Annotated in this window: 14 protein-coding genes; 5 read left to right on the forward strand and 9 right to left on the reverse strand. The window is 62.0% G+C overall.

What is annotated here, in order from left to right; translation table 11 throughout:
• Positions 1–651 precede the first annotated feature (651 nt).
• Positions 652–2,274 (reverse strand): acyl-CoA synthetase, encoded by a 1,623-nt coding sequence (locus tag INT12_RS29110; protein ID WP_193059129.1) that lies wholly within the window; start codon positions 2,272–2,274, stop codon positions 652–654.
• 261 nt (positions 2,275–2,535) lie between these two features.
• Between INT12_RS29110 and INT12_RS29115 the strand changes: the two genes are divergently transcribed.
• Both INT12_RS29115 and INT12_RS29120 read left to right on the forward strand, forming a co-directional pair.
• Positions 2,536–4,035, forward strand: coding sequence for an ATP-binding protein (locus tag INT12_RS29115; RefSeq protein ID WP_193059130.1), 1,500 nt, complete (start codon positions 2,536–2,538; stop codon positions 4,033–4,035).
• Between the two features lie 16 nt (positions 4,036–4,051).
• On the forward strand, positions 4,052–4,687 hold the full coding sequence (locus tag INT12_RS29120; RefSeq protein WP_017846815.1) for a response regulator transcription factor: 636 nt from the start codon (positions 4,052–4,054) through the stop codon (positions 4,685–4,687).
• A gap of 6 nt (positions 4,688–4,693) precedes the next feature.
• On the opposite strand, the gene INT12_RS29125 is transcribed toward INT12_RS29120, so the two are convergent.
• Together INT12_RS29125 and INT12_RS29130 are read right to left on the reverse strand one after the other, a co-directional pair.
• Positions 4,694–5,308: a TetR/AcrR family transcriptional regulator gene (locus tag INT12_RS29125; protein WP_017846816.1), complete on the reverse strand. Its 615-nt coding sequence runs from the start codon at positions 5,306–5,308 to the stop codon at positions 4,694–4,696.
• On the reverse strand, positions 5,301–6,152 hold the full coding sequence (locus INT12_RS29130) for a 3-hydroxybutyryl-CoA dehydrogenase (RefSeq protein WP_017846817.1): 852 nt from the start codon (positions 6,150–6,152) through the stop codon (positions 5,301–5,303). Before INT12_RS29130 ends, INT12_RS29125 begins: the two co-directional genes overlap by 8 nt.
• A gap of 161 nt (positions 6,153–6,313) precedes the next feature.
• Here INT12_RS29130 and INT12_RS29135 point away from each other — a divergent pair, with 161 nt between their 5' ends.
• A complete protein-coding gene (locus tag INT12_RS29135) occupies positions 6,314–7,360 on the forward strand; it encodes an AraC family transcriptional regulator (protein ID WP_046384175.1) in 1,047 nt (348 codons plus the stop codon).
• 1 nt (position 7,361) lies between these two features.
• On the opposite strand, the gene INT12_RS29140 is transcribed toward INT12_RS29135, so the two are convergent.
• Positions 7,362–8,381, reverse strand: a complete 1,020-nt coding sequence (locus tag INT12_RS29140) for an AraC family transcriptional regulator (protein WP_046384174.1) — start codon at positions 8,379–8,381, stop codon at positions 7,362–7,364.
• A 259-nt stretch (positions 8,382–8,640) separates the two neighbouring features.
• Between INT12_RS29140 and INT12_RS29145 the strand changes: the two genes are divergently transcribed.
• The gene (locus INT12_RS29145) at positions 8,641–10,419 is read left to right on the forward strand and encodes an acyl-CoA dehydrogenase (protein WP_193040737.1); all 1,779 of its coding nucleotides are present in this window, start codon (positions 8,641–8,643) and stop codon (positions 10,417–10,419) included.
• Positions 10,420–10,462: 43 nt separating this feature from the next.
• Positions 10,463–11,968, forward strand: a complete 1,506-nt coding sequence (locus INT12_RS29150) for an acetyl-CoA hydrolase/transferase family protein (RefSeq protein ID WP_193040736.1) — start codon at positions 10,463–10,465, stop codon at positions 11,966–11,968.
• A 53-nt stretch (positions 11,969–12,021) separates the two neighbouring features.
• On the opposite strand, the gene INT12_RS29155 is transcribed toward INT12_RS29150, so the two are convergent.
• The 5 genes from INT12_RS29155 to INT12_RS29175 all read right to left on the reverse strand — a co-directional run.
• Positions 12,022–13,761 carry a dipeptidase gene (locus INT12_RS29155; protein WP_193040735.1) on the reverse strand — a complete coding sequence of 580 codons (1,740 nt, stop codon included), beginning with the start codon at positions 13,759–13,761 and terminating at the stop codon, positions 12,022–12,024.
• Between the two features lie 184 nt (positions 13,762–13,945).
• On the reverse strand, positions 13,946–15,163 hold the full coding sequence (locus INT12_RS29160) for a phospholipase D-like domain-containing protein (RefSeq protein ID WP_193040734.1): 1,218 nt from the start codon (positions 15,161–15,163) through the stop codon (positions 13,946–13,948).
• 56 nt (positions 15,164–15,219) lie between these two features.
• Positions 15,220–15,867: a MotA/TolQ/ExbB proton channel family protein gene (locus INT12_RS29165; RefSeq protein ID WP_126586547.1), complete on the reverse strand. Its 648-nt coding sequence runs from the start codon at positions 15,865–15,867 to the stop codon at positions 15,220–15,222.
• Between the two features lie 17 nt (positions 15,868–15,884).
• Complete coding sequence (locus INT12_RS29170) at positions 15,885–18,164, reverse strand: TonB-dependent receptor (RefSeq protein WP_193040733.1); 2,280 nt, start codon at positions 18,162–18,164, stop codon at positions 15,885–15,887.
• Positions 18,165–18,188: 24 nt separating this feature from the next.
• Positions 18,189–18,648 (reverse strand): energy transducer TonB (locus INT12_RS29175; protein WP_193059131.1); only part of this gene is annotated, 460 nt, incomplete at its 5' end.

An 18,648-nucleotide genomic window follows, 5' to 3' on the forward strand; every position in this document is an offset into this window, starting at 1 on the left:
CACCCAAACATAGCTCGTAGCAAAAACGGATAAATATAAATACTACTGCTGATTTTTGCAAAAACTCAGTTTATTCAGTATATGGCATGCAGCTTCTGCAATATTTATATTTTGCCTTGTTGAACCTCGCATATTGGTGCGCCCAATTTAAGTCCAGCCATCGGCTAGGACTATTTAGTCGCCACTAATGTCAGGCAAATGGCTCGGAGCTGGGACTGGGTGGTCGTTCGCGGAATCACCTCCGCCTTGGCCCTTGATACACCCCAAAAACAATTCCAGAATTGAGTCTTTTACTATTTAAGGGGGGAAATAGAACCCTTAAATTTCAATGGGTCGGACACCAGATGCGAGTCTCGTTTCCCGCTCCAATTTTTGATTCGCAGTGTCCATCGGGCCTGGGAGTCAGCGAAAAAAAGACGCTTCGGCGTCTTTTTTCGTTTCTGCGATAAATCAAATATTGCATCTGCTGAGGGTGGCTTGATCGCTTCGGGCTATCCGACACACCTCAACCGCGCCTGCACAAAAAACAATGCCCTCCATAGAGGAGGGCATCGGTTTGAGGTTGGCTGCATCAATCCCGTCAGCTAGCGTCCATGCCGTTCAATCGGACACGAGCGTGTGCGCGCAGCGTTCGGGCTTGATGGAAACGGCCTAGAGCTTTTTCGCCATGTCACGCAGCATGAACTTCTGGATCTTGCCTGTCGACGTCTTCGGCAGCTGTGTGAACACCACCGTGCGTGGCACCTTGAAGCCCGCCAGGTGTTCGCGACAGAAGCTGATGATGTCGGCTTCGCGGACGTTCTGGTGGTCGGCCTTGAGGGTGACGAAGGCGCACGGCGTTTCACCCCATTTTTCATCGGGGCGGGCGACGACCGCGGCTTCGAGGATTGCCGGGTGGCGGTACAGCACACCTTCGAGTTCGATGGTGGAGATGTTCTCGCCGCCGGAGATGATGATGTCCTTGAGCCGGTCGCGGATTTCGACATAGCCGTCAGGATGGGTCACCGCCAGGTCGCCGGTGTGGAACCAGCCGCCTTCGAACGCTTCGGCGGTTGCCGTCGGGTTCTTCAGATAGCCTTTCATCACCGTGTTGCCCCGCATGAAAATCTCACCGATGGTGTGGCCATCATGGGGGGTGGGTTCGAGGGTTTTCGGGTCGGCGACCATCACGCCTTCCAGGGTCGGGTAGCGCACACCCTGGCGCGCCTTGATCTGGGCGCGTTCTTCCAGGGGCAGCTCATCCCATTCCGAGTGCCAGGCGCACAGGGTCACCGGGCCGTACACTTCGGTCAGGCCATAGACGTGGATTACCTTGATGCCCATTTCTTCCACAGCGCCGATGACCTTGGCGGGTGGCGCCGCGCCGGCGACCATCGCGTTCACCGGGTGGTCGATGGCAGCCTTGGCCGAGTCGGGCATGTTCACCAGGGCGTTGAGCACGATTGGCGCGCCACACAAGTGGGTGACCTGATGCTCGCGGATCAGGTTGAGGATTCTCTGTGGGTCGACGCGGCGCAGGAACACATGGACCCCGGCCAAGGCCGTGATGATCCATGGGTAGCACCAACCGTTGCAGTGGAACATCGGCAGCGTCCACAGGTACACCGGGTGGTTGCCGATCGCCCAGATCATTTGGTTGCCCAGGGAGTTCAGGTAGGCCCCGCGGTGGTGGTAGACCACGCCCTTGGGGTTGCCGGTCGTGCCCGAGGTGTAGTTCAGCGAGATGGCTTGCCATTCGTCTGCAGGCCACTGCCAGGCGAAATCCGGATCGCCTTCGGCGAGAAACGCCTCGTAGTCCAGGTCGCTGACCGGCTGGCCTTCGCCGTATTCCGGGTCGTCGACGTCGATGACCAGCGGCGGATGGTCAAGCATGCCGATGGCCGCATGCACCACATCGTGGGACTCACGGTCGGCGATCAGTACCTTGGCTTCGCCATGCGCGAGCATGAAGGCGATGGCCTCGGCATCCAGGCGCACGTTGAGGGCATTGAGTACCGCGCCAATCATCGGCACGCCAAAATGCGCTTCGAGCATGGCCGGGATGTTGGGCAGCATGACGGCCACGGTGTCGTTTTTGCCGATCCCGCGACCGGCCAGGGCCGAGGCCAGGCGCCGGCAACGGCTGTAGGTTTGCGCCCAGGTGGCGCGTATTGATCCGTGGATCACGGCAGGGTAATCGGGATAAACGCTGGCAGTGCGTTCAATGAAGCTTAAAGGCGAAAGAGCAATGTGATTAACGCTGGTCGGCTCGAGGCCTTGGTCGAAAATGGACATGGTGCGGATACCCGGTGGCTGATTATTAGCTCTATTGTTCGAGACGCTGGTAACGGCAGTTAAGCTGACGGTGCCGGCCTTGAGGCTTTATCGTTGGCACGCCGGTCCCTGCGGGAAAAGCTCAATGACTTCTCCGGCGGCTTTTATATACTGTCCGCGCAGATATATGGAAGTACTACCTGTGTTGTATAGTATATGTACTATATCTTGATGAAACGCTTCCGCTGACCTCGACGTTCCCCTCCCTGTATAGGTTCTATGATGATCGGCAACTCCGTGCGCTTGACAGGCGGTTCGCCGCTGCTCAGGCATGACCCGCAGCCGAGTCTGCTGCTCGATGCCCAGGCTCGGCCGCTGGAGTTCAACGCCGCGCTGCTGGCGTTGCTTGAGCAGTTGTCCCTGGTCGATTGTATGAACCTGTTGCCGATCAATTGCTTGCCGCTGGTGCAGGCGTGCCTGGGGCAGCAGCGGGCGATCGAAAACGTCGAGGCACAGTTCGCCGAGCGCATTCTGGTGTGGACGTTCATTCCCGACCCGGGTGAAAACCGTGTGCTGGCGCGCTGCCGGGAAGCCAGCGCGCAGATTGTCGCCGAGCGTGAATCCACCAAGGCGCGGCGCCTGTATCGGCTGATCATCGAAAACACCACCGACCTGATTTCCCGGCACACCCCGGATGGCGCTTTTCTCGACGCTTCACCGGCTTCCTGGGCCTTGCTGGGCTATTGGCCGGGGGAATTGCGCGGGACTCGGGCGCAGCGCCTGTTCCATCGGCAGGGCTTGGCGGGGTTGGTGCGGCGCGCCCGGGAGGGCCTGGAGCAGGACGGTTATTACACCATGACCTATCGCATCCGCCATCGCCAGGGCCATTACCTGTGGTTCGAAACCGCCTGCCGGGCGATCCGCGAGACCTACACCGGCGCGGTGGTGGAGGTGGTCAGCGTGTCCCGCGACATCACTGCCAGGGTCCAGGCCGAGGAAACCACCCTGACCGAACGCGAGCTGCGCGAGGCCCAGCAACGCCATCATCAGGACGAACTGGCGCACACCGCGCGCGTGGTGACCCTGGGTGAACTGGCATCGGGTATCGCCCATGAAATGAATCAGCCGCTGGCGGCGGTGGTCAATTACGCCAACGCCAGCCAGCGTTATCTGGCCGCGATGGGCAGCGATTCGCCGGCGGCCGAACGGGTGGCTCAAGGCCTGGAGCGGATTTCGGTGCATGCCAATCACGCCGCGCCAGTGATCAAGCGCTTGCGTGCGTTTCTGCGCAAGGGGCGCCGCCGCATGGAGGCGCTGAACCCCGGCGAGGTCGCCCGCGAAGCGGTGCGCCTGTGTGCCTGGGAGGCCAGCGATTGTCAGGTGACGATCGAGGATCGCCTGCCGGATAATCTGCCGCTGATTTACGCCGACCGGGTGTTGCTGGAACAGGTGCTGCTGAACCTGCTGCGCAATGCCATCGAGGCGAATCGCGAAGCCCATCCCGGCCAGCCCTCGCTCATCGTCATGAGTGCCTTGGCGCAGCGTGACGGGTGGGTGCAGATCGACGTGAGCGATCAGGGCCCCGGTGTCTCGCCGGCGCAGTTGGAACAGATATTCACGCCGTTCTATACCAGCAAGGCCAATGGCCTGGGCCTGGGCTTGTCCATGAGCCGCAGCATTATCGAAGGCTTCGGTGGCGAGTTGCAGGCCGAACCGATGCCGGTCGGGCTGCAAATGTGCTGCCGCTTGCCTACGCTCGCGCAGAGCGGCGCTCCACAATAAGAAGAGGAATCAAGCGATGGTGAGCGTGACGGAACAGGTGGTGTATGTGGTGGATGACGACCAGGGGATGCTCGACTCGACCGTCTGGTTGCTGGAGTCGGTGGGCCTCAAGGCGCTGCCGTTTACCAGTGGCCGCGAGTTTCTCGACGCCTGCGACAGCCGCCTCAACGCCTGTGTGCTGCTGGATGTACGCATGCCGGGCATGGGCGGCCTGAATGTTCAGGAGCACATGCGCAGCCGTGATTTGCACCTGCCGGTGATTTTCGTCAGCGGCCACGCCGATGTGCCGATTGTGGTCCGCGCGTTCAAGGCCGGGGCGCATGACTTTATCGAGAAACCCTACAACGAACAGTTACTGCTGGACAGTGTCCTGCAGGCCCTGAGCAAGGCCGATCACCGCCAGAGCCTCGGTGAAGGGCCGGCGCGGGTACAGGCGCGGCTGCAGCAACTCACGCCACGCGAGCGCGATGTATTGCTGCCGTTGGTGCAGGGTTATACCAACCGCGAAATCGCCGAGCAGTTGGGCGTCAGCGTCAAGACCATCGATCTGTATCGCGCACGGGTCATGAAGCGCATGGCGGCCAGCCATTTGCCGGAGCTGGTGGGGATGGCGATTGCCGCCGGTCTGGTGGACCCCCTGCAATTGCGCTGATAGGCCTCAGGCCACGGCAATCTGCAGGCTCGGTCGGTCGCTGGCCCTTGTTGCCAGCACGCGCTCGATGGCGCCGGTCAGCAGGTTTTCCAGTAACTCGGTGCGTTCGGCATCATCCAGCGCCTGCCCGGCCAGCCAGCTCGGCGCATTGTTCAGCAGCGTGGCGATCGCGTGGCCGGCCGCTTGCAGGGCGTGGACACTCAGCCGCCGCGGTCGCCCGAGCATTTGCAGCAGTCGGCGCTCGTATTGTTCGCGCAACTGCCGGACCCGTAGCTGCTGGTCTTCCGTGAGGCAGCCGCAATCACGCTCCACCAGGCGGAAGTGCCATGGCATCTCTCGATGCAAATTCAGGTGGGCGTGGATCAGCCGTTGCAGGTTGTCCTGGCGTGAGCGCGGCCGTTGCTCGACGCGCCCCAGGGTGGTCAGCAGTTCTTCGTAGAACTCTTCGATCCAATCCAGCAGCAGGTGCTGCTTGCTGGGGTAGTGGTGGTACAGCGAGCCCGGGGTCAACCCCAGGCTGCTGGCCAGCTCGCGCATGCCGACTTGACCGAAGCCTTTACTGGCGAGCAACTCCAGGGCCTTGTTGCGGTGTTCGCACAAGCGCGAGCGATACTCAGCCATAGGTATGGAAGCCGCGCCCGGTCTTGCGCCCCAGGTAACCGGCGGCCACCATTTCCTTGAGCAGCGGCGCGCTGCGGTATTTGCTGTCCTGGAAGCCCTCGTAGAACGCTTCGAGGATCGCCAGCAAGGTGTCCAGGCCGATCAGGTCGGCCAGGGCCAGCGGGCCGATCGGCTGGTTGCAGCCCAGGCACATGCCGGCGTCGATGTCTTCGGCGCTGGCCAGGCCTTCCTGGAACACCAGGATCGCTTCGTTGATCATCGGCACCAGAATCCGGTTGACCACGAAACCCGGGCGGTTGCCGGCGGTGATCGCAGTCTTGCCCAGGTGCTGCGCCAGCTCGATGGCCTGGGCGTGGGTCGTGTCGCTGGTCTGCAGGCCACGGATCACTTCGATCAGGCCCATCACCGGCACCGGGTTGAAAAAATGCAGGCCGATAAAGCGCTCGGGGGCGTTAACGCCGGCCGCCAGTTCGGTGATGGACAGCGAAGACGTATTGGAGGCAATCACGCATTGCTCATCGACGTGAGCGGCGATCTGTTGCAGCACGCGCCGCTTCAGTTCGAGGTTTTCCGTGGCCGCCTCGATGACCCATTGAGCATTCGCCAGGCTGGCGTAGTCGGTGCTGGTGCGGATCTTGCCCAGCGCCGTATGCTTCTGGGGTTCGCTGAGGATGCCCTTGCTGACTTGGCGATCGAGGTTCTTGCCCACGGTGGCCAGGGCTTTTTCCAGGGCGCCGGCGGAAATGTCCAGCAAGGTCACGTTGATGCCGGCCACGGCGCAGATCTGGGCGATGCCGTTACCCATGGTGCCCGCGCCGATCACGCCGATATTCTGCAGATTCATCGTCAGTCTCTCTTCAATTGTGCGCTGCCGTCGCACGGCAGACATGCCTTGCAATACGGTCCATTGGGCGAGAGTCTAGGGCCCGACAATGTGGCGGCCTATGCCGAAACCTGTCAGTTGTATTGGCGTTTCTTACCATGTGTCCGCTACAGGAACTCAGAATGATGCCCACCCGGGAAAAGGATTCGGTTGCCGTCTACTTCGTGCAGGTCATGATCCATGCGCTGCGCGATCAGCCCGAGCGGCTCGCCGCGGTGCTGTGCGAAGCGGGCATCGCGCCGGCGTTGCTGACCCAGCCCGAGGCCCGGGTGCCGGCCAGCGCGTTTGCGGCGTTATGGCTGATTCAGATCCGTGAGTTGAACGACGAGTTCTTCCGCCTGGACTCCCACGGCATGCCGCCGGGCAGTTTCGCCCTGATCTGCCGTGGCCTGATCCAGGAGCCGAACCTGGGCAAGGCGCTCACCCAGTGCCTGGCCAGTTTCGCCCTGTTCCTGCGCGATTTTCGCGGCAGCCTCAGCGTGCATGGCAAGCGCGCGGTACTCAGCCTGGAAGTTGGCGGCGGCGATGAGGACACCCGGCGTTACGGTGAGGAAACCTTCCTGGTGCTGATGATCAGCCTGCTGTGCTGGCTGGGCGGACGCCGCGTGCCCATTGATCGCGCCGACTTTCGCCATGTGCGTGCGCCGCTCAGCGACGATCAATTGCTGTGGGGCTACAACCTGACGTTTGGCGCGGCCCGCACCGAAATCGAGTTTGCCAGCAGCTACCTGCGTCTGGCCGTGGTGCAGGACCTGGCGTCGCTCAAGGTGTTTCTGCGCAGCGCGCCGCAATGGCTGGTGATCCGCTTTCGCAACCAGGACGGCATGGCGACCCAGGTCTACCAACGCCTGCGTGGCAGCCACTACAGCCAGTGGCCGGCGCTGGAGGATCTGGCCGTGGATTTGCACATGAGCCCCAGCACCTTGCGCCGCCGATTGGAGCGCGAAGGTTGCTCGTTTCAGGAGATCAAGGACGAAGTGCGCCGCAGCCTGGCGCTGGAACTGCTCTGCCAGACGCGCGCCAGCATCGGTGAAATCGCCGCGCAATGCGGTTTTCAGGAACCCAGCGCATTCCATCGCGCGTTCAAGAAGTGGACCGGCGAAAGCCCGGGGCGTTACCGCGAGCGGGTCCAGGGCAAAGTGTCGCGGCCTGCGCGCCTGGACGCCTGAGTCATTTTCGGTTGAGCGCCGCGTCGCGGTAAGTCCTGGGTAACTCGCCGGTCCATTGGCGAAAGGCCCGGGTGAACGCCGAAGGGTCCGAGAACCCCAGCTGTTGCGAGGTCTGGTTGATCGACATCGACGTCTGGCTCAAGTAGTGAATGGCCATGTCGCGGCGTACCCCGTCCTTGAGTTTCTGGAACTTGCTGCCTTCGGCCAGCAGCTTGCGCCGCAGCGTTCTTTCCGTCAGGTGCAGCTCACTGGCGGTGCTCTGGATGGTGGCCTTGGCGAGATCGCTGACGTTCTCCAGGTGGTCCAGCACCCGTCGCGTGTAAACCGGGTAATAGGCGGGGCGGGTGAACCAGTCCACCGGTGCGCGCTGCAGGTGGTAGGCCAGGGTTTCCGCGGTTTGTACCAGCGGCGCGGTGAGCATCCGGGCGTCGAACACCAGGCAGGTCTCGGGTTGGTCAAAATGCGTGGGGCACGGAAACATCAAGCGGTATTCCGCTGAATGGGCAGGCTCGGGATGGTCGAACGTCACCCGCTTGAGCGTGATCCGCTGGCCGATCAGCCAACTGGGGAAACGATGCCAGAGCAAGAGTAAAAAACCCCTCAACAGGTAACCGGGGTCCAGGCTCGGGTCGCTCAAGGCCATGGAAAACATGGCCTCATCACCGACGACTTTCAGCTCCAGGTGCAGGGAGTCGTTCATCACGTTGTAGAAATGGCTGAGCTTGTAATACACCGAATGCAGGTTGTGCGAGTGGATCACTTGCTTGGCCATTATCGCGAAGCAGCCCTTCGGGCAGCGCTGTGAACCCGCGCCGAAAAACTCATCATCACTCAAGCGCCACACGGCCTGCATCAAGCGACTGAACTGGTCGGGGGTGATGCGCAGGTGCAGGTTGTCCAGGCGCTTGCGGCTGATGCCGGCTTCCTTGAGCAATACCTCTTCGTCCAGCGCGAGGCGGCGCGCAGCCGTCATCAGGATGTGGGCGAAGTACATGGAGATGGAATAACGCTCGATGCCCATCGTTCAGGAGTCCGGCAGCAGGGGAGGTTAGTTTAGCCAAAAGTGACTGTCCGTTTATGTCTGTTTTTCGACTGATTTGGTAATTGCCACGTGGGGCTGGATCGGAGGAAGCTGAATAGAGCTTTGCGCTGCTGGCTCCGTCCCTGCTTGCTACCGACCCGGGTTTTTAAGGTAATGGCCGTTTTGGTCAATTGCTCGGCATGGGGTAGCGGGCGAAGGGTGTAGCGGCCTGTCTAACGAGTGAATGAGGAAAGTAACAATGAGTGGTTATGCCCATCCGTACCGCGACACCGAATTCGTGCTGGAGGAACTGGTCGGATTTGAGCAGTTGTGCGCGAGCGCCCAGCTTCAGGATGTCAACAGCGAGTTGGTCAGCGCCATCTTGAGCGAGGCAGGCCGCTTGGGCTCCGGCGTGCTGGCGCCGCTCAACCGGGTCGGTGATACCCAAGGTACGCACCTGGGGGAACAGGGTGTGCAAGAGGCACCGGGTTTTGCCGAGGCGTATCGGCAATTCCAGGAAGGCGGCTGGCCCTCGTTGACCGCTGCGGAGCAACACGGCGGGCAGAACCTGCCGAACGTTATCGGCACGGCCGTCAATGAGATCTGGCACTCAGCCAATATGGCGTTCGCCTTGTGCCCCATGTTGACCCAGGGCGCCATCGAAGCCATCGCCCATCACGGCTCGGCCGAACTGCAAGGCGCCTACCTGGAAAAACTGGTGAGCGGCGAGTGGACCGGGACGATGAACCTGACCGAGCCGGATGCAGGCTCCGATCTGGCGGCCATCAAGAGCCGCGCCGTGCCCGAGGGCGACCATTATCTGATCACCGGGCAGAAGATTTTCATCACCTGGGGCGATCACCAGATGACCGACAACGTCGTGCATTTGGTCCTGGCACGCTTGCCGGATGCGCCGGCGGGCGTCAAAGGTATTTCGCTGTTCGTGGTGCCCAAGTTCCTGCTCGATGCCCAGGGCCAGCCGGGTGTGCGCAACCGCGTGCAGTGCATCTCCCTGGAACACAAACTGGGCATTCATGGCAGCCCGACCTGCGTGATGAATTTCGGCGATCCCGAAGGGGCCGTCGGTTATCTGCTTGGCGAGCCGCACATGGGCCTGGCCTGCATGTTCACCATGATGAACCACGCCCGCCAGAGTGTCGGCCTGCAGGGGCTGTCGATTGCCGAGCGCGCTTACCAGCAGGCCCGTCAATACGCCAAGGACCGTCTGCAGGGCACGCGCAAGGATGGCAGCCGTTTCTCGATCATCCACTTTCCCGATGTGCGCCGGATGCTGTTGCAGATGAAAGCGTCCATCGAAGCGATGCGCGCGTTGTCGCTGGTGGCCGCCGCTGAAGTCGACCGTGCCGCGCATGCGCCCACGCCGGAACTGGCGCGCCATCACCAAGGGCGGGTCGATGTGTTCACCCCGATCGTCAAAGGCTGGCTGACCGAACTGGCCCAGGAAGTCACCTCCCTCGGCGTGCAAATCCACGGCGGCATGGGCTTCATCGAAGAGACCGGCGCGGCGCAGCATTATCGCGATGCGCGCATCCTGACCATTTATGAAGGCACCACCGGCATTCAGGCGCTCGACCTGGTGGGGCGCAAGACCCTGCTGAACCAAGGCGCGTTACTGAACAGCCTGCTCGAGGAAATGGATGAAACCGTCGAGCAACTGCGTCACATCGATGCCCTCGACTATCAGGCCGTGGCACTGGCCGCTGCGCTCGGCGCCGGGCGCGAGGCCTTGTCGCGGTTACTCGACAACGCCAAGCACGATGCGGATTGGGCCGGCAGTGTCAGCGTCAACTTCCTGATGCTCTTCGGCTACCTGTCGGGCGGCTGGCTCATGGCGCGTTCTGCCCTGCAGGCGCATGCGCAGTTGGAAGCCGGCACGGGCGATGCGGCCTTCCTCAAGGCCAAGGGCGTCAGCGCACGCTTCTACGCGGAGCAATTGTTGCCGCGGGTACACGCATTGTTGGCGGCGGTCAGCACTGGGAGCGCGAGCATCATGGCGTTGGATGAAGAACAGTTCTGACAGCGCGTTGGTTTTTGTGCCTAACTTTTTTGAGGTTCACCCCATGCATCACCAGCGCATCCGCCTGGATTCCTTGCACGAAAAAATCATGAGCGCGGCGCAGGCCGCCGCGTTCATTCAAGACGGCATGACCGTGGGCATGAGTGGTTTCGGTGGCGCAGGGGACGCCAAGGCCGTGCCGCTGGCGCTCATCGAACGAGCGCGGCAGGATCCGCTCAAGATCAACCTGATCACCGGCGCGAGCCTCGGTCGTGGCCTGGACGGGCAGATGGCCGAGGCCGGGCTGCTGGCGCGGCGCATGCCGTTTCAAGGCGACCCGGTGCTGCGCAAGGCGATCAACGAAGGCCGCGTGGTGTTTATCGACCAGCACCTGAGCGAAGTGGTCGAACAACTGCGTGACGGCAGCCTGCCCAATCCGGATATTGCGGTGATTGAAGCGGTGGCGATCACCGAGCAGGGCCATATCGTGCCGACGTCTTCGGTCGGCAATTCGGCCAGTTTCGCCCAGACGGCACGGCAGGTCATCGTTGAGCTGAACCTGGCCAGCAGCCCCTATTTCGAAGGGATGCACGATATTTTCCTGCCCCATGGGCGCCCTGGCCGCGGGCCGATTCCGGTCATCCGCGCGGATGATCGCATCGGCACCCAGGCCATCGAAATTGACCCTGCCAAGATCGTCGCCATCGTGCTCTGCGACACGCCGGAATCTGCGATTCCGATGCTGCCGCCCGATCATGAGACCCAGGCGATTGCCGATCATCTGGTGGCTTTTTTCGAGCAAGAAATGGAGCACAAACGCTTGGGCAGAAGCCTGGCGCCGTTGCAAGTCGGCGTCGGCTCCATTGCCAACGCCGTCATGTGCGGGCTGATCGATGCGCCGTTCACCGACCTGGTGCAGTACTCGGAGGTGTTGCAGGATTCGACCTTCGAGTTGCTCGACGCGGGCAAGCTGAAGTTTGCCTCCGGCTGTTCGATTACCTTGTCCGGCCCCTGCGGCCAGCGGGTGTTCGGCAACCTGGGAAAATACGCCGACCGCCTGGTGTTGCGGCCCCAGGAAATCTCCAATCACCCGGAAGTGATTCGACGCTTAGGCGTGATTGCCATCAACACCGCGCTGGAGTTCGACCTGTACGGAAACGTCAATTCCACCCACGTTTGTGGCACGCAGATCATGAATGGCATCGGCGGTTCGGGAGATTTCGCCCGCAATGCGCTGCTGTCGATTTTCGTGACCAAGTCGATCGCCAAGGACGGTGCGATTTCCCGCGTGGTGCCGATGGTCAGCCATGTCGACCACACCGAGCATGACGTCGATATCCTGGTGACTGAGCAAGGGCTGGCCGACCTGCGCGGCCTGGCGCCGAAAGAACGGGCCGAGTTGATCATCAACCACTGCGTACACCCGGATTATCGTGAGGCGTTGCGCAGCTACTTCAAGGCCGCGTGCGCCAAAGGTGGGCATACGCCGCATGTGTTGAGCAAGGCCTTGAGCTGGCACATCAACCTGCAGGAAACCGGTTCGATGCAGGCGGCCGCCGTCAGCGTCTAGGGTGTCTGCGCCAACTGAAAAAAGCCCGCCATTGCGGCGGGCTCCTGCCGCATTCAGAGCTGCGGTAACTGACCGACCCGCGCCATCATTTCGGTGACGATCTGCAGGTCGAGGAGGAACTGTTCGACCGTCTTGAACTCATTGTCGGTGTGCCCGGTGTACTTCTCTTCCGGGCGTGCCAGGCCGAACTGCACGCCGTTGGGCAGTTCATGCACGGAGGTGGCGCCGGCCGAGGTGCCGAACGCGTGTTTCATGCCCAGGTTTTCCGTGGCCACCGCCAACAAGGCCTTGACCCACTCACCTTCCGGGTTGCGGTACATCGGTTCGGCGATCGAGTAGGTGAAGTTCACGTTGACCTTGGTTTTCTTGTCCCAGGCGCTGAGCTTGTCGGCAATTTGCGCTTTGAGTTTCTCCGGCGACTGACCCTTGGGCACGCGCAGGTTCACCGCCAGCTTGAAGCTCTTGTCATCGAGGTCGACAAACGTCAGCGAGGTGGTCAGCGGGCCCATGAAGTCATCGGCGAAGCCCACGCCCAATTTGCCGCCCAGGTAATCCAGGCCCCAATTGTCGGCGGCATAACGCGCCGCGTCGGTGATGTGGTTGTGCTTGAGGGCGATCTTGCCATCGACGCTGTGGATCAGCTCCAGCATGCGCGCGACCGGGTTCACCCCGGATTCCGGTTCGGACGAATGCGCCGAGACCCCGGTGACCGTCAACTGCACCTGTTTGCCGACCACCTTGGCGCTCACCTGGAAGTCACCGCCATTGCGCTCGGCGTATTGCGTACCGGCCTCTTGCAGGCTGGCCGCCAACTCGGCGGGTTTGTCGCTGAGCAACGTGGCGACCGACGCCGAGGGAATCTGGTTGGTGGCCTTGCCGCCGGTCATGGCGATGATCTCCGCGCCTTTGCCTTCGCCTGTGCGGCGTGGGAAGGTGGCCATGATCGTACCGTAGCCTTTTTCGGCAATGACCACCGGGTAGCCGCCATCCAGCGCCAGGTTGTACGGCGGCGTCGGGTTGCGTTCGAAGTAATAGGGGATCGCGTCGCCGGAGGTTTCCTCGGTGGTGTCCACCAGCAGCTTGAACGTGCGCGCCAGCGGCAGCTTCTCTTCCTTGATCACCTTCATGGCGTACATCGCCACCACGATGCCATTTTTGTCGTCTTCAGTCCCGCGACCGTACATGCGGTCGCCAATCAGCGTGACCTTGAACGGATCGAGCCGGGTGCCGTCTTTCAACACCCAGTTTTCCGGCGTCACCGGCACCACATCCGCATGCGCATGGATGCCCACCACTTCATCGCCGCTGCCTTCCAGGGAGATTTCGTACACGCGGTTATCGATGTTACGGAAGTTCAGGTTGAAGGCTTTCGCCAGGCCCTGCAGCTTGTCGGCGATCTTGAGGAATTGCGGGTTTTTGTACTGCGGCACGCCGTCGACGTTGAACGTCGGAATTTCCACCAGCTCGCGCAGGGTCTCGGTGGCGGCCTTGGCGTATTTCAGCCGCGCATAAATGCCCAGCAGGCGATTGATTTCGTTCTGTTGCTCGGCGCTCAGGGGTTTGTGCTCGAGAAAGGCGCTGATCGCCGGCCCCGTATCGCTGGTTTTGCCCAGCTCGCCCTGGGCCAGGGTGCCGAGGAAACTGTTGAAGTCAGTGACCGAGGTTGCGCTGAAGTCCTTCAGAATCGCCGTGCTCTGCTGTGGGGTGATATTGGCGAAAGCCGGGCTGACGAGGGTCGAAAGGCTCGCGGCGAACACGCTGGCGACAGCCAATTGCTTGAGTGGAAAGTACATGGCGGGACGCATTCCTTTGCTGGTAGTGAGTGGGGGATTTCTGATCATTAAGTCAGAAATATTTCCACACACTACCACCACAGGGACTGAGAATGGCAGACCTTGGAGTAGGAAATTTCTCAGTCAAACGCCCCCGCGTCGAAGGGTACATCCCTGTGCGCGCGGGCGTTGAATCGTGTTCAGGTCAAGGTTGGCCAGGGTGCGGCGCAGGGTAATCGGCCGTTACGTCCAGTGCTTTGGCGTAGGGCCCATCCCACAACTGCTCATGCAATTGACCTATACGCTTGGCCATCGCTTCGCTGCGCATGACCACCTCCAGGTTGCGCGAATTATCCAGATAACCGCCCAGCCAATTGCTGGTGCCGACCCAGGCCACTTGCCCGTCGATCTCCAGGGTCTTGCTGTGGATCACCCGTGCGTAGGGGATAAACCCTTGCTTGGCCTGGGGCAGGGTGACGATCTTGATCTGCACGTTGGGCAGCACCGCGAGGCTTTTCAAATAGGGCAGTTCCAGCGCATCGGTGTTCCAGTTGGACACCATCAGCTTGATCGACACCCCGCGTGCGGCGGCGGCACGCACCGCGTTGTCGATCACCGCATAGTAGGGCCGGGTTTTATCCGGGCCGTAGGACAGCGGCGCGTAGTCCAGCAGTTGCACGCGCACTTCGTGCTTGGCTTCGCCGAGCAGGCGCGGCAGTTCGAGTTGGGAGTCGCCCACCCCGGGCGGGTTGTAGCGTTGCGGGCTGGCCACCAGGTAATTGCCGCTGCGCGCAGGCGCCTGGCCGGCCATCGGCAGCGGCACCGGGCTGTGTGCGCTCAGCGCCGCCTGGGCTTGCCAGTCCTGATCGAAAATCGCCTGGACCTGGCCGACTACCGTAGCGTCGGTGATGCGCAGCCCGGTTTCGTGGATATGTTCCAGGGACCGCCAGTCGAAATTCTGGCTGCCGACAAACGCCTGCCGCCCATCCACCACCATGTATTTGGCGTGGATGATGCCGCCACTCAGTTGCGCGTAGGGCAGCACGCGCAAGGTCAGGTTGGGAATCGCGCGCAGGCGTTCCAGGGTGGAGGCTTCTGATAGGCGAATGCCTTTTTCCTCCAGCAGGAAGCGAATTTTCACGCCGCGTTTACCGGCGGCTTCCAGGCGCTCGATCACCCGCTCCAGTACCGAGCCTGGATGGTCGGCGGCATAAAACTGGCCGATGTCGATCGTGCTTTTCGCGCCGTCGAACAGCTCGATCCATACCGGGCCCGGCTGGCGTAGATCGGCGCTCGCCAGGTCGGTGTCCAGCGGCACGGTGTGTACCAGTTCAAACCCCGGAATTGAAAAGTCCGCCTGGGCCAGCGGACTGAGCAGCAAGCCGGCGAGGCCGGCGATACGGCATTTCATCGATAGGGACATAGGCATCTCGTCAGGGAAAAAGACAGGGCGGGCGCCTCACGCGCCCGCCCTGACAGTCATGCCGTGCGGCTTTGCAACGAGGTGGGCACCAGGTGCGGCACTTCGCCCTGCACGCGGGCCCCGGTGGCAGCGCGGATCAGCAGGATCTTCAACTGATCGTTGATGCGTTCCAGGCTGTCCTGGAAGAAGTTGTGGAACACCACGCAGAACAGCGCGATGGCGATCCCCAGGCCCGTCGCGAACAACGCGGTGCCGATACCGCCGGAAATCTGCCCAGGGTCGGACACCCCCGCGCTGGCCAACGCCTTGAAGGTGTCGATGATGCCGAGGATGGTGCCGAGCAAGCCCAGCAACGGCGCGGCGGTGGTGATGGTTTCGATGATCCACAGGCTGCGGGCCAGCGGGGCGCGGGTGGTCAGGTACTGGGTTTCGATCACATCATCCAGGTCCTTGCGCGAACCCTGCGAGGCTTTCTGTGCCAGCACCGGCATCACCATGTTCAGCGGCAGGCTGTCGCGGCGGCTCAGGCTTTCCGGCAGGTCACGTTCGCTGTGTACGTGGGCGCCCAGCACCTCGGTCAAGGCACGGGCCTGGCGGCGCACATAGGCGAAGTAAATACCGCGCTCGATGGCGATGAAGATGGCGATGGCCATCGCGGCGTACATCACATAGAAGGTGATGTCGTGGAGCAGGTTCATGTCCATGTTCGATTACCTCGCAGTTAGAAATTGGCTTCCAGGGACACCGTCACGGTGCGTTCCAGGCCAACGATGTAGGCCGGGTCGCCGTCGCGGAAACCGCTGTAGCTGGCCGCGTTGGTCTTGGTGGTGTACACGCCGTCCAGGTACTTCTTGTCGAACAGGTTGTCGACGTTCAGGCGCAGGGTTGCGTCCTTCACCACTTTCTTGTCCACCGGCAGGTAGATACCGGCGCCGGCGTTGAACACGGTGCGGCCGGAGATGGCTTCGTCGTTGGTCAGGTCGCCATAGAGCTTGCTGGTGTATTTGCCGCCGAAGGTGCCGTAGAAGCGCCCGTCGTCATACCCGATGTTGGCGGCCAGCATGTTTTTCGGCACGTTGGCGAACTGCTTGCCGCTGGTGGGCAACAGGATGGCTTTGCCCGCGTTGTACACGGTCAAGTCGTCCTGTTGCTCGGCCTTGGTATAGGTGTAGGAGGTGTAGTAGTTGAAGTGGTGGGGCAGCAGGCCGCTCCATTCCAGCTCCAGGCCGCTGTTGTTGACCGATCCGGCGTTGATGTCGGCGAAGTCGCCGTTGATGTCCTTGGACGAAACCTGGCGATCCTTGAACTGCATGTAGAACAAGGTGGCGGCCACGGTCATGTCGTCGCCGGTGAAGCGCCAGCCCAACTCATGGTTCCAGCTGGTTTCCGGCTTGGAGTTGATCGAGTCCACGCCCTTGTCGTACAGCACGTAGTTCTGCGGGATACGCATGTTGCGCGACAGGCTGTAGAACAACTGGTCGCGCTCGTCGAGCTGGTACTTGAGGCCGGCGTTGGGCAGCAGCTTGTTGTAGGTCTGGTGACGTTTTTCCGGCTGCTCGGTGAGGCTGCCGTTGTTGGTGCCGTCGCGCTTGACGTTCATGTAGGCCAGGCCGGCCACCAGGGTCCAGTCCGGGTTGATGTACCAGGTGTCCTGAGCCCAGACTTTCTGCGCCGGCGTGATGGTGAAGCGGTCGCGACCCTGCACGGTGTTGCCGTTCGCATCGACCACGGAAGTGCCGTCCGGCCAGGTGTCGGTAGGCTTGCCGTTGCTCTTGAGTGCGATGAACGGTTGGGTCTGGCTTTGGCGCGCGCGCTCGTACCAGTAGCCGAATTGCAGGCTGTGATCGCCCAGGTCCCAGTTCAGTTTGGTGGTAATGCCGGGGCGCCAGGTCTGGGTGCGGGAGGGGCGGTAGTACACGCCGGTGGTGGAGGAACCGTCGGCATTGTATTGCGCGGCGGTGGGCAAGTTGCCCAGGTCGAAGACGCCGCCTGCGTTCGAGCCGCGGTTCAGCGCGTAGCTCGACGAACCGACGCCGCTGCCGTTACCCCAGTAGTAATACGGGATCACCGACAGGGCCAGGTTGTCGGCCAGTTTGAACTGGGTATTGAGCACGCCGGTAAAGGTCTGGAACGGGTTCTGCGCGAGGGCGTAGTAGCTGTTGAGCTTGCCGTTACTACCGACCGTAGGTGTGGCGGGGTAGGGGTCGAACTTGCGGCCGTTCTGCTGGAACTGCGATTTGGTCAGTTGGCTGTAACTGTTGTTGTCCTGCTCGTGGTACTTGAGGATCAGGTTGGCGGTGTTGCCGTTGCCGGCGTCGAAGAAGCTGTTCCACTCGACCTTGTCCGCACGCACGGCGCCCGAGCCGCGCCACATCTGCCCTTCGGTATGGGACGCCGACAGCCAGTTGCTCAAGCCGTTGACCTCGCCGGTGTTGAGCCGGGCAAAGGTCTTGCGGGTGGCGTTGCTGCCGACCGTCTGTTTGACGAAGGCCCCGGTTTCCTTGGTGGGGCGAATGGTCACGATACCGATGTTGCCGCCGCTGGAGCCGATGTGCGGGCCGTCGGCCTCCGACGAGCCTTGGGTGACGAAAATCTGGTCGATGTTTTCCGGGTCGCCCAACAGGTTGGAGTACAGCGCGTAGTTGCCGGAGTCGTTGATCGGCATGCCGTCCACCGACATCCCCACCTGGTCGGAGTTAAGCCCGCGCATGGTGAAGCGAAAGCCCGACAGGCCGGTGGCATCTTCGCTGGAGATGTTCAGGCCCGGGGTGTACTTGAGCTTGTCGATGGCGTTGCCGGTGGCGGTTTGTTTATCCAGCGCTTCCTTGGTTATCGTGGAGCGCCCCTTGATGCTTTCTTCCTGCACCATGTAGCCGCCACCGGCAGTGGCCTTGCCCTGTACGCCGATGGTGCCGACGTCGCTGTCGCCGGTGTCGGCCATGACCATGCCATGCCCCATGCTCGCGGCAACGAGTGCCAGATGAATCCGTGTGAACCTCATCAGTGTCATCCTAGTGTCGGGTGCTTATTGCACGCTGTAGTTGAAGGTGGCGGTGAAGCGCTGCTCGTTGCGCCCCCCGAAGGCTTGCTCGGGGAACGGCTTGACCTGCTTGATACGCCGCAGGCTGTTGGCGGCGGCCCGGTTGAGCAACATGCTCGAGGCCGGGGTCTGCACGCCGGAGTCGAGTACCCGACCCTGGCGGTCCACCAGCAGCCAGACCACCACGTCGCCACTTGGGCGTTCGAGGGAGGCCTGGCGTCCTGTGGGGTATTGCTTGTAAGTGTCCAGCTCGTTACGCAAACCCTTGAGGTAACCGCCCTCCAGGGCCTGGCCGTCGACCTTGGGCGGTGCGGGCGGGGCCGGAGTCGGCGCAGCCTGGGCGACCGCCGCAGGCGCGGGTTTGGCCGCCACCGGGGGCGGCGTCGGCGTGGGTTTGGCGACCACGGGCTTGGGCACCGGCTTGGGCTTGGGTTCAGGTTTCGGC

The sequence above is a fragment of the Pseudomonas sp. K8 genome (assembly GCF_014889455.1).
Taxonomy (GTDB): domain Bacteria; phylum Pseudomonadota; class Gammaproteobacteria; order Pseudomonadales; family Pseudomonadaceae; genus Aquipseudomonas; species Aquipseudomonas veronii.

What these genes read in the sequence shown, in the direction of transcription:
- INT12_RS29125 (WP_017846816.1), bottom strand. Translation starts at nt 5,308, where the DNA reads ATGGCTGAGTATCGCTCGCGCTTGTGCGAACACCGCAACAAGGCCCTG.
- INT12_RS29135 (WP_046384175.1), top strand. Translation starts at nt 6,314, where the DNA reads ATGATGCCCACCCGGGAAAAGGATTCGGTTGCCGTCTACTTCGTGCAG.
- INT12_RS29140 (WP_046384174.1), bottom strand. Translation starts at nt 8,381, where the DNA reads ATGGGCATCGAGCGTTATTCCATCTCCATGTACTTCGCCCACATCCTG.
- INT12_RS29165 (WP_126586547.1), bottom strand. Translation starts at nt 15,867, where the DNA reads ATGGACATGAACCTGCTCCACGACATCACCTTCTATGTGATGTACGCC.
- INT12_RS29110 (WP_193059129.1), bottom strand. Translation starts at nt 2,274, where the DNA reads ATGTCCATTTTCGACCAAGGCCTCGAGCCGACCAGCGTTAATCACATT.
- INT12_RS29130 (WP_017846817.1), bottom strand. Translation starts at nt 6,152, where the DNA reads ATGAATCTGCAGAATATCGGCGTGATCGGCGCGGGCACCATGGGTAAC.
- INT12_RS29120 (WP_017846815.1), top strand. Translation starts at nt 4,052, where the DNA reads ATGGTGAGCGTGACGGAACAGGTGGTGTATGTGGTGGATGACGACCAG.
- INT12_RS29145 (WP_193040737.1), top strand. Translation starts at nt 8,641, where the DNA reads ATGAGTGGTTATGCCCATCCGTACCGCGACACCGAATTCGTGCTGGAG.
- INT12_RS29170 (WP_193040733.1), bottom strand. Translation starts at nt 18,164, where the DNA reads ATGAGGTTCACACGGATTCATCTGGCACTCGTTGCCGCGAGCATGGGG.
- INT12_RS29115 (WP_193059130.1), top strand. Translation starts at nt 2,536, where the DNA reads ATGATCGGCAACTCCGTGCGCTTGACAGGCGGTTCGCCGCTGCTCAGG.
- INT12_RS29155 (WP_193040735.1), bottom strand. Translation starts at nt 13,761, where the DNA reads ATGTACTTTCCACTCAAGCAATTGGCTGTCGCCAGCGTGTTCGCCGCG.
- INT12_RS29160 (WP_193040734.1), bottom strand. Translation starts at nt 15,163, where the DNA reads ATGTCCCTATCGATGAAATGCCGTATCGCCGGCCTCGCCGGCTTGCTG.
- INT12_RS29150 (WP_193040736.1), top strand. Translation starts at nt 10,463, where the DNA reads ATGCATCACCAGCGCATCCGCCTGGATTCCTTGCACGAAAAAATCATG.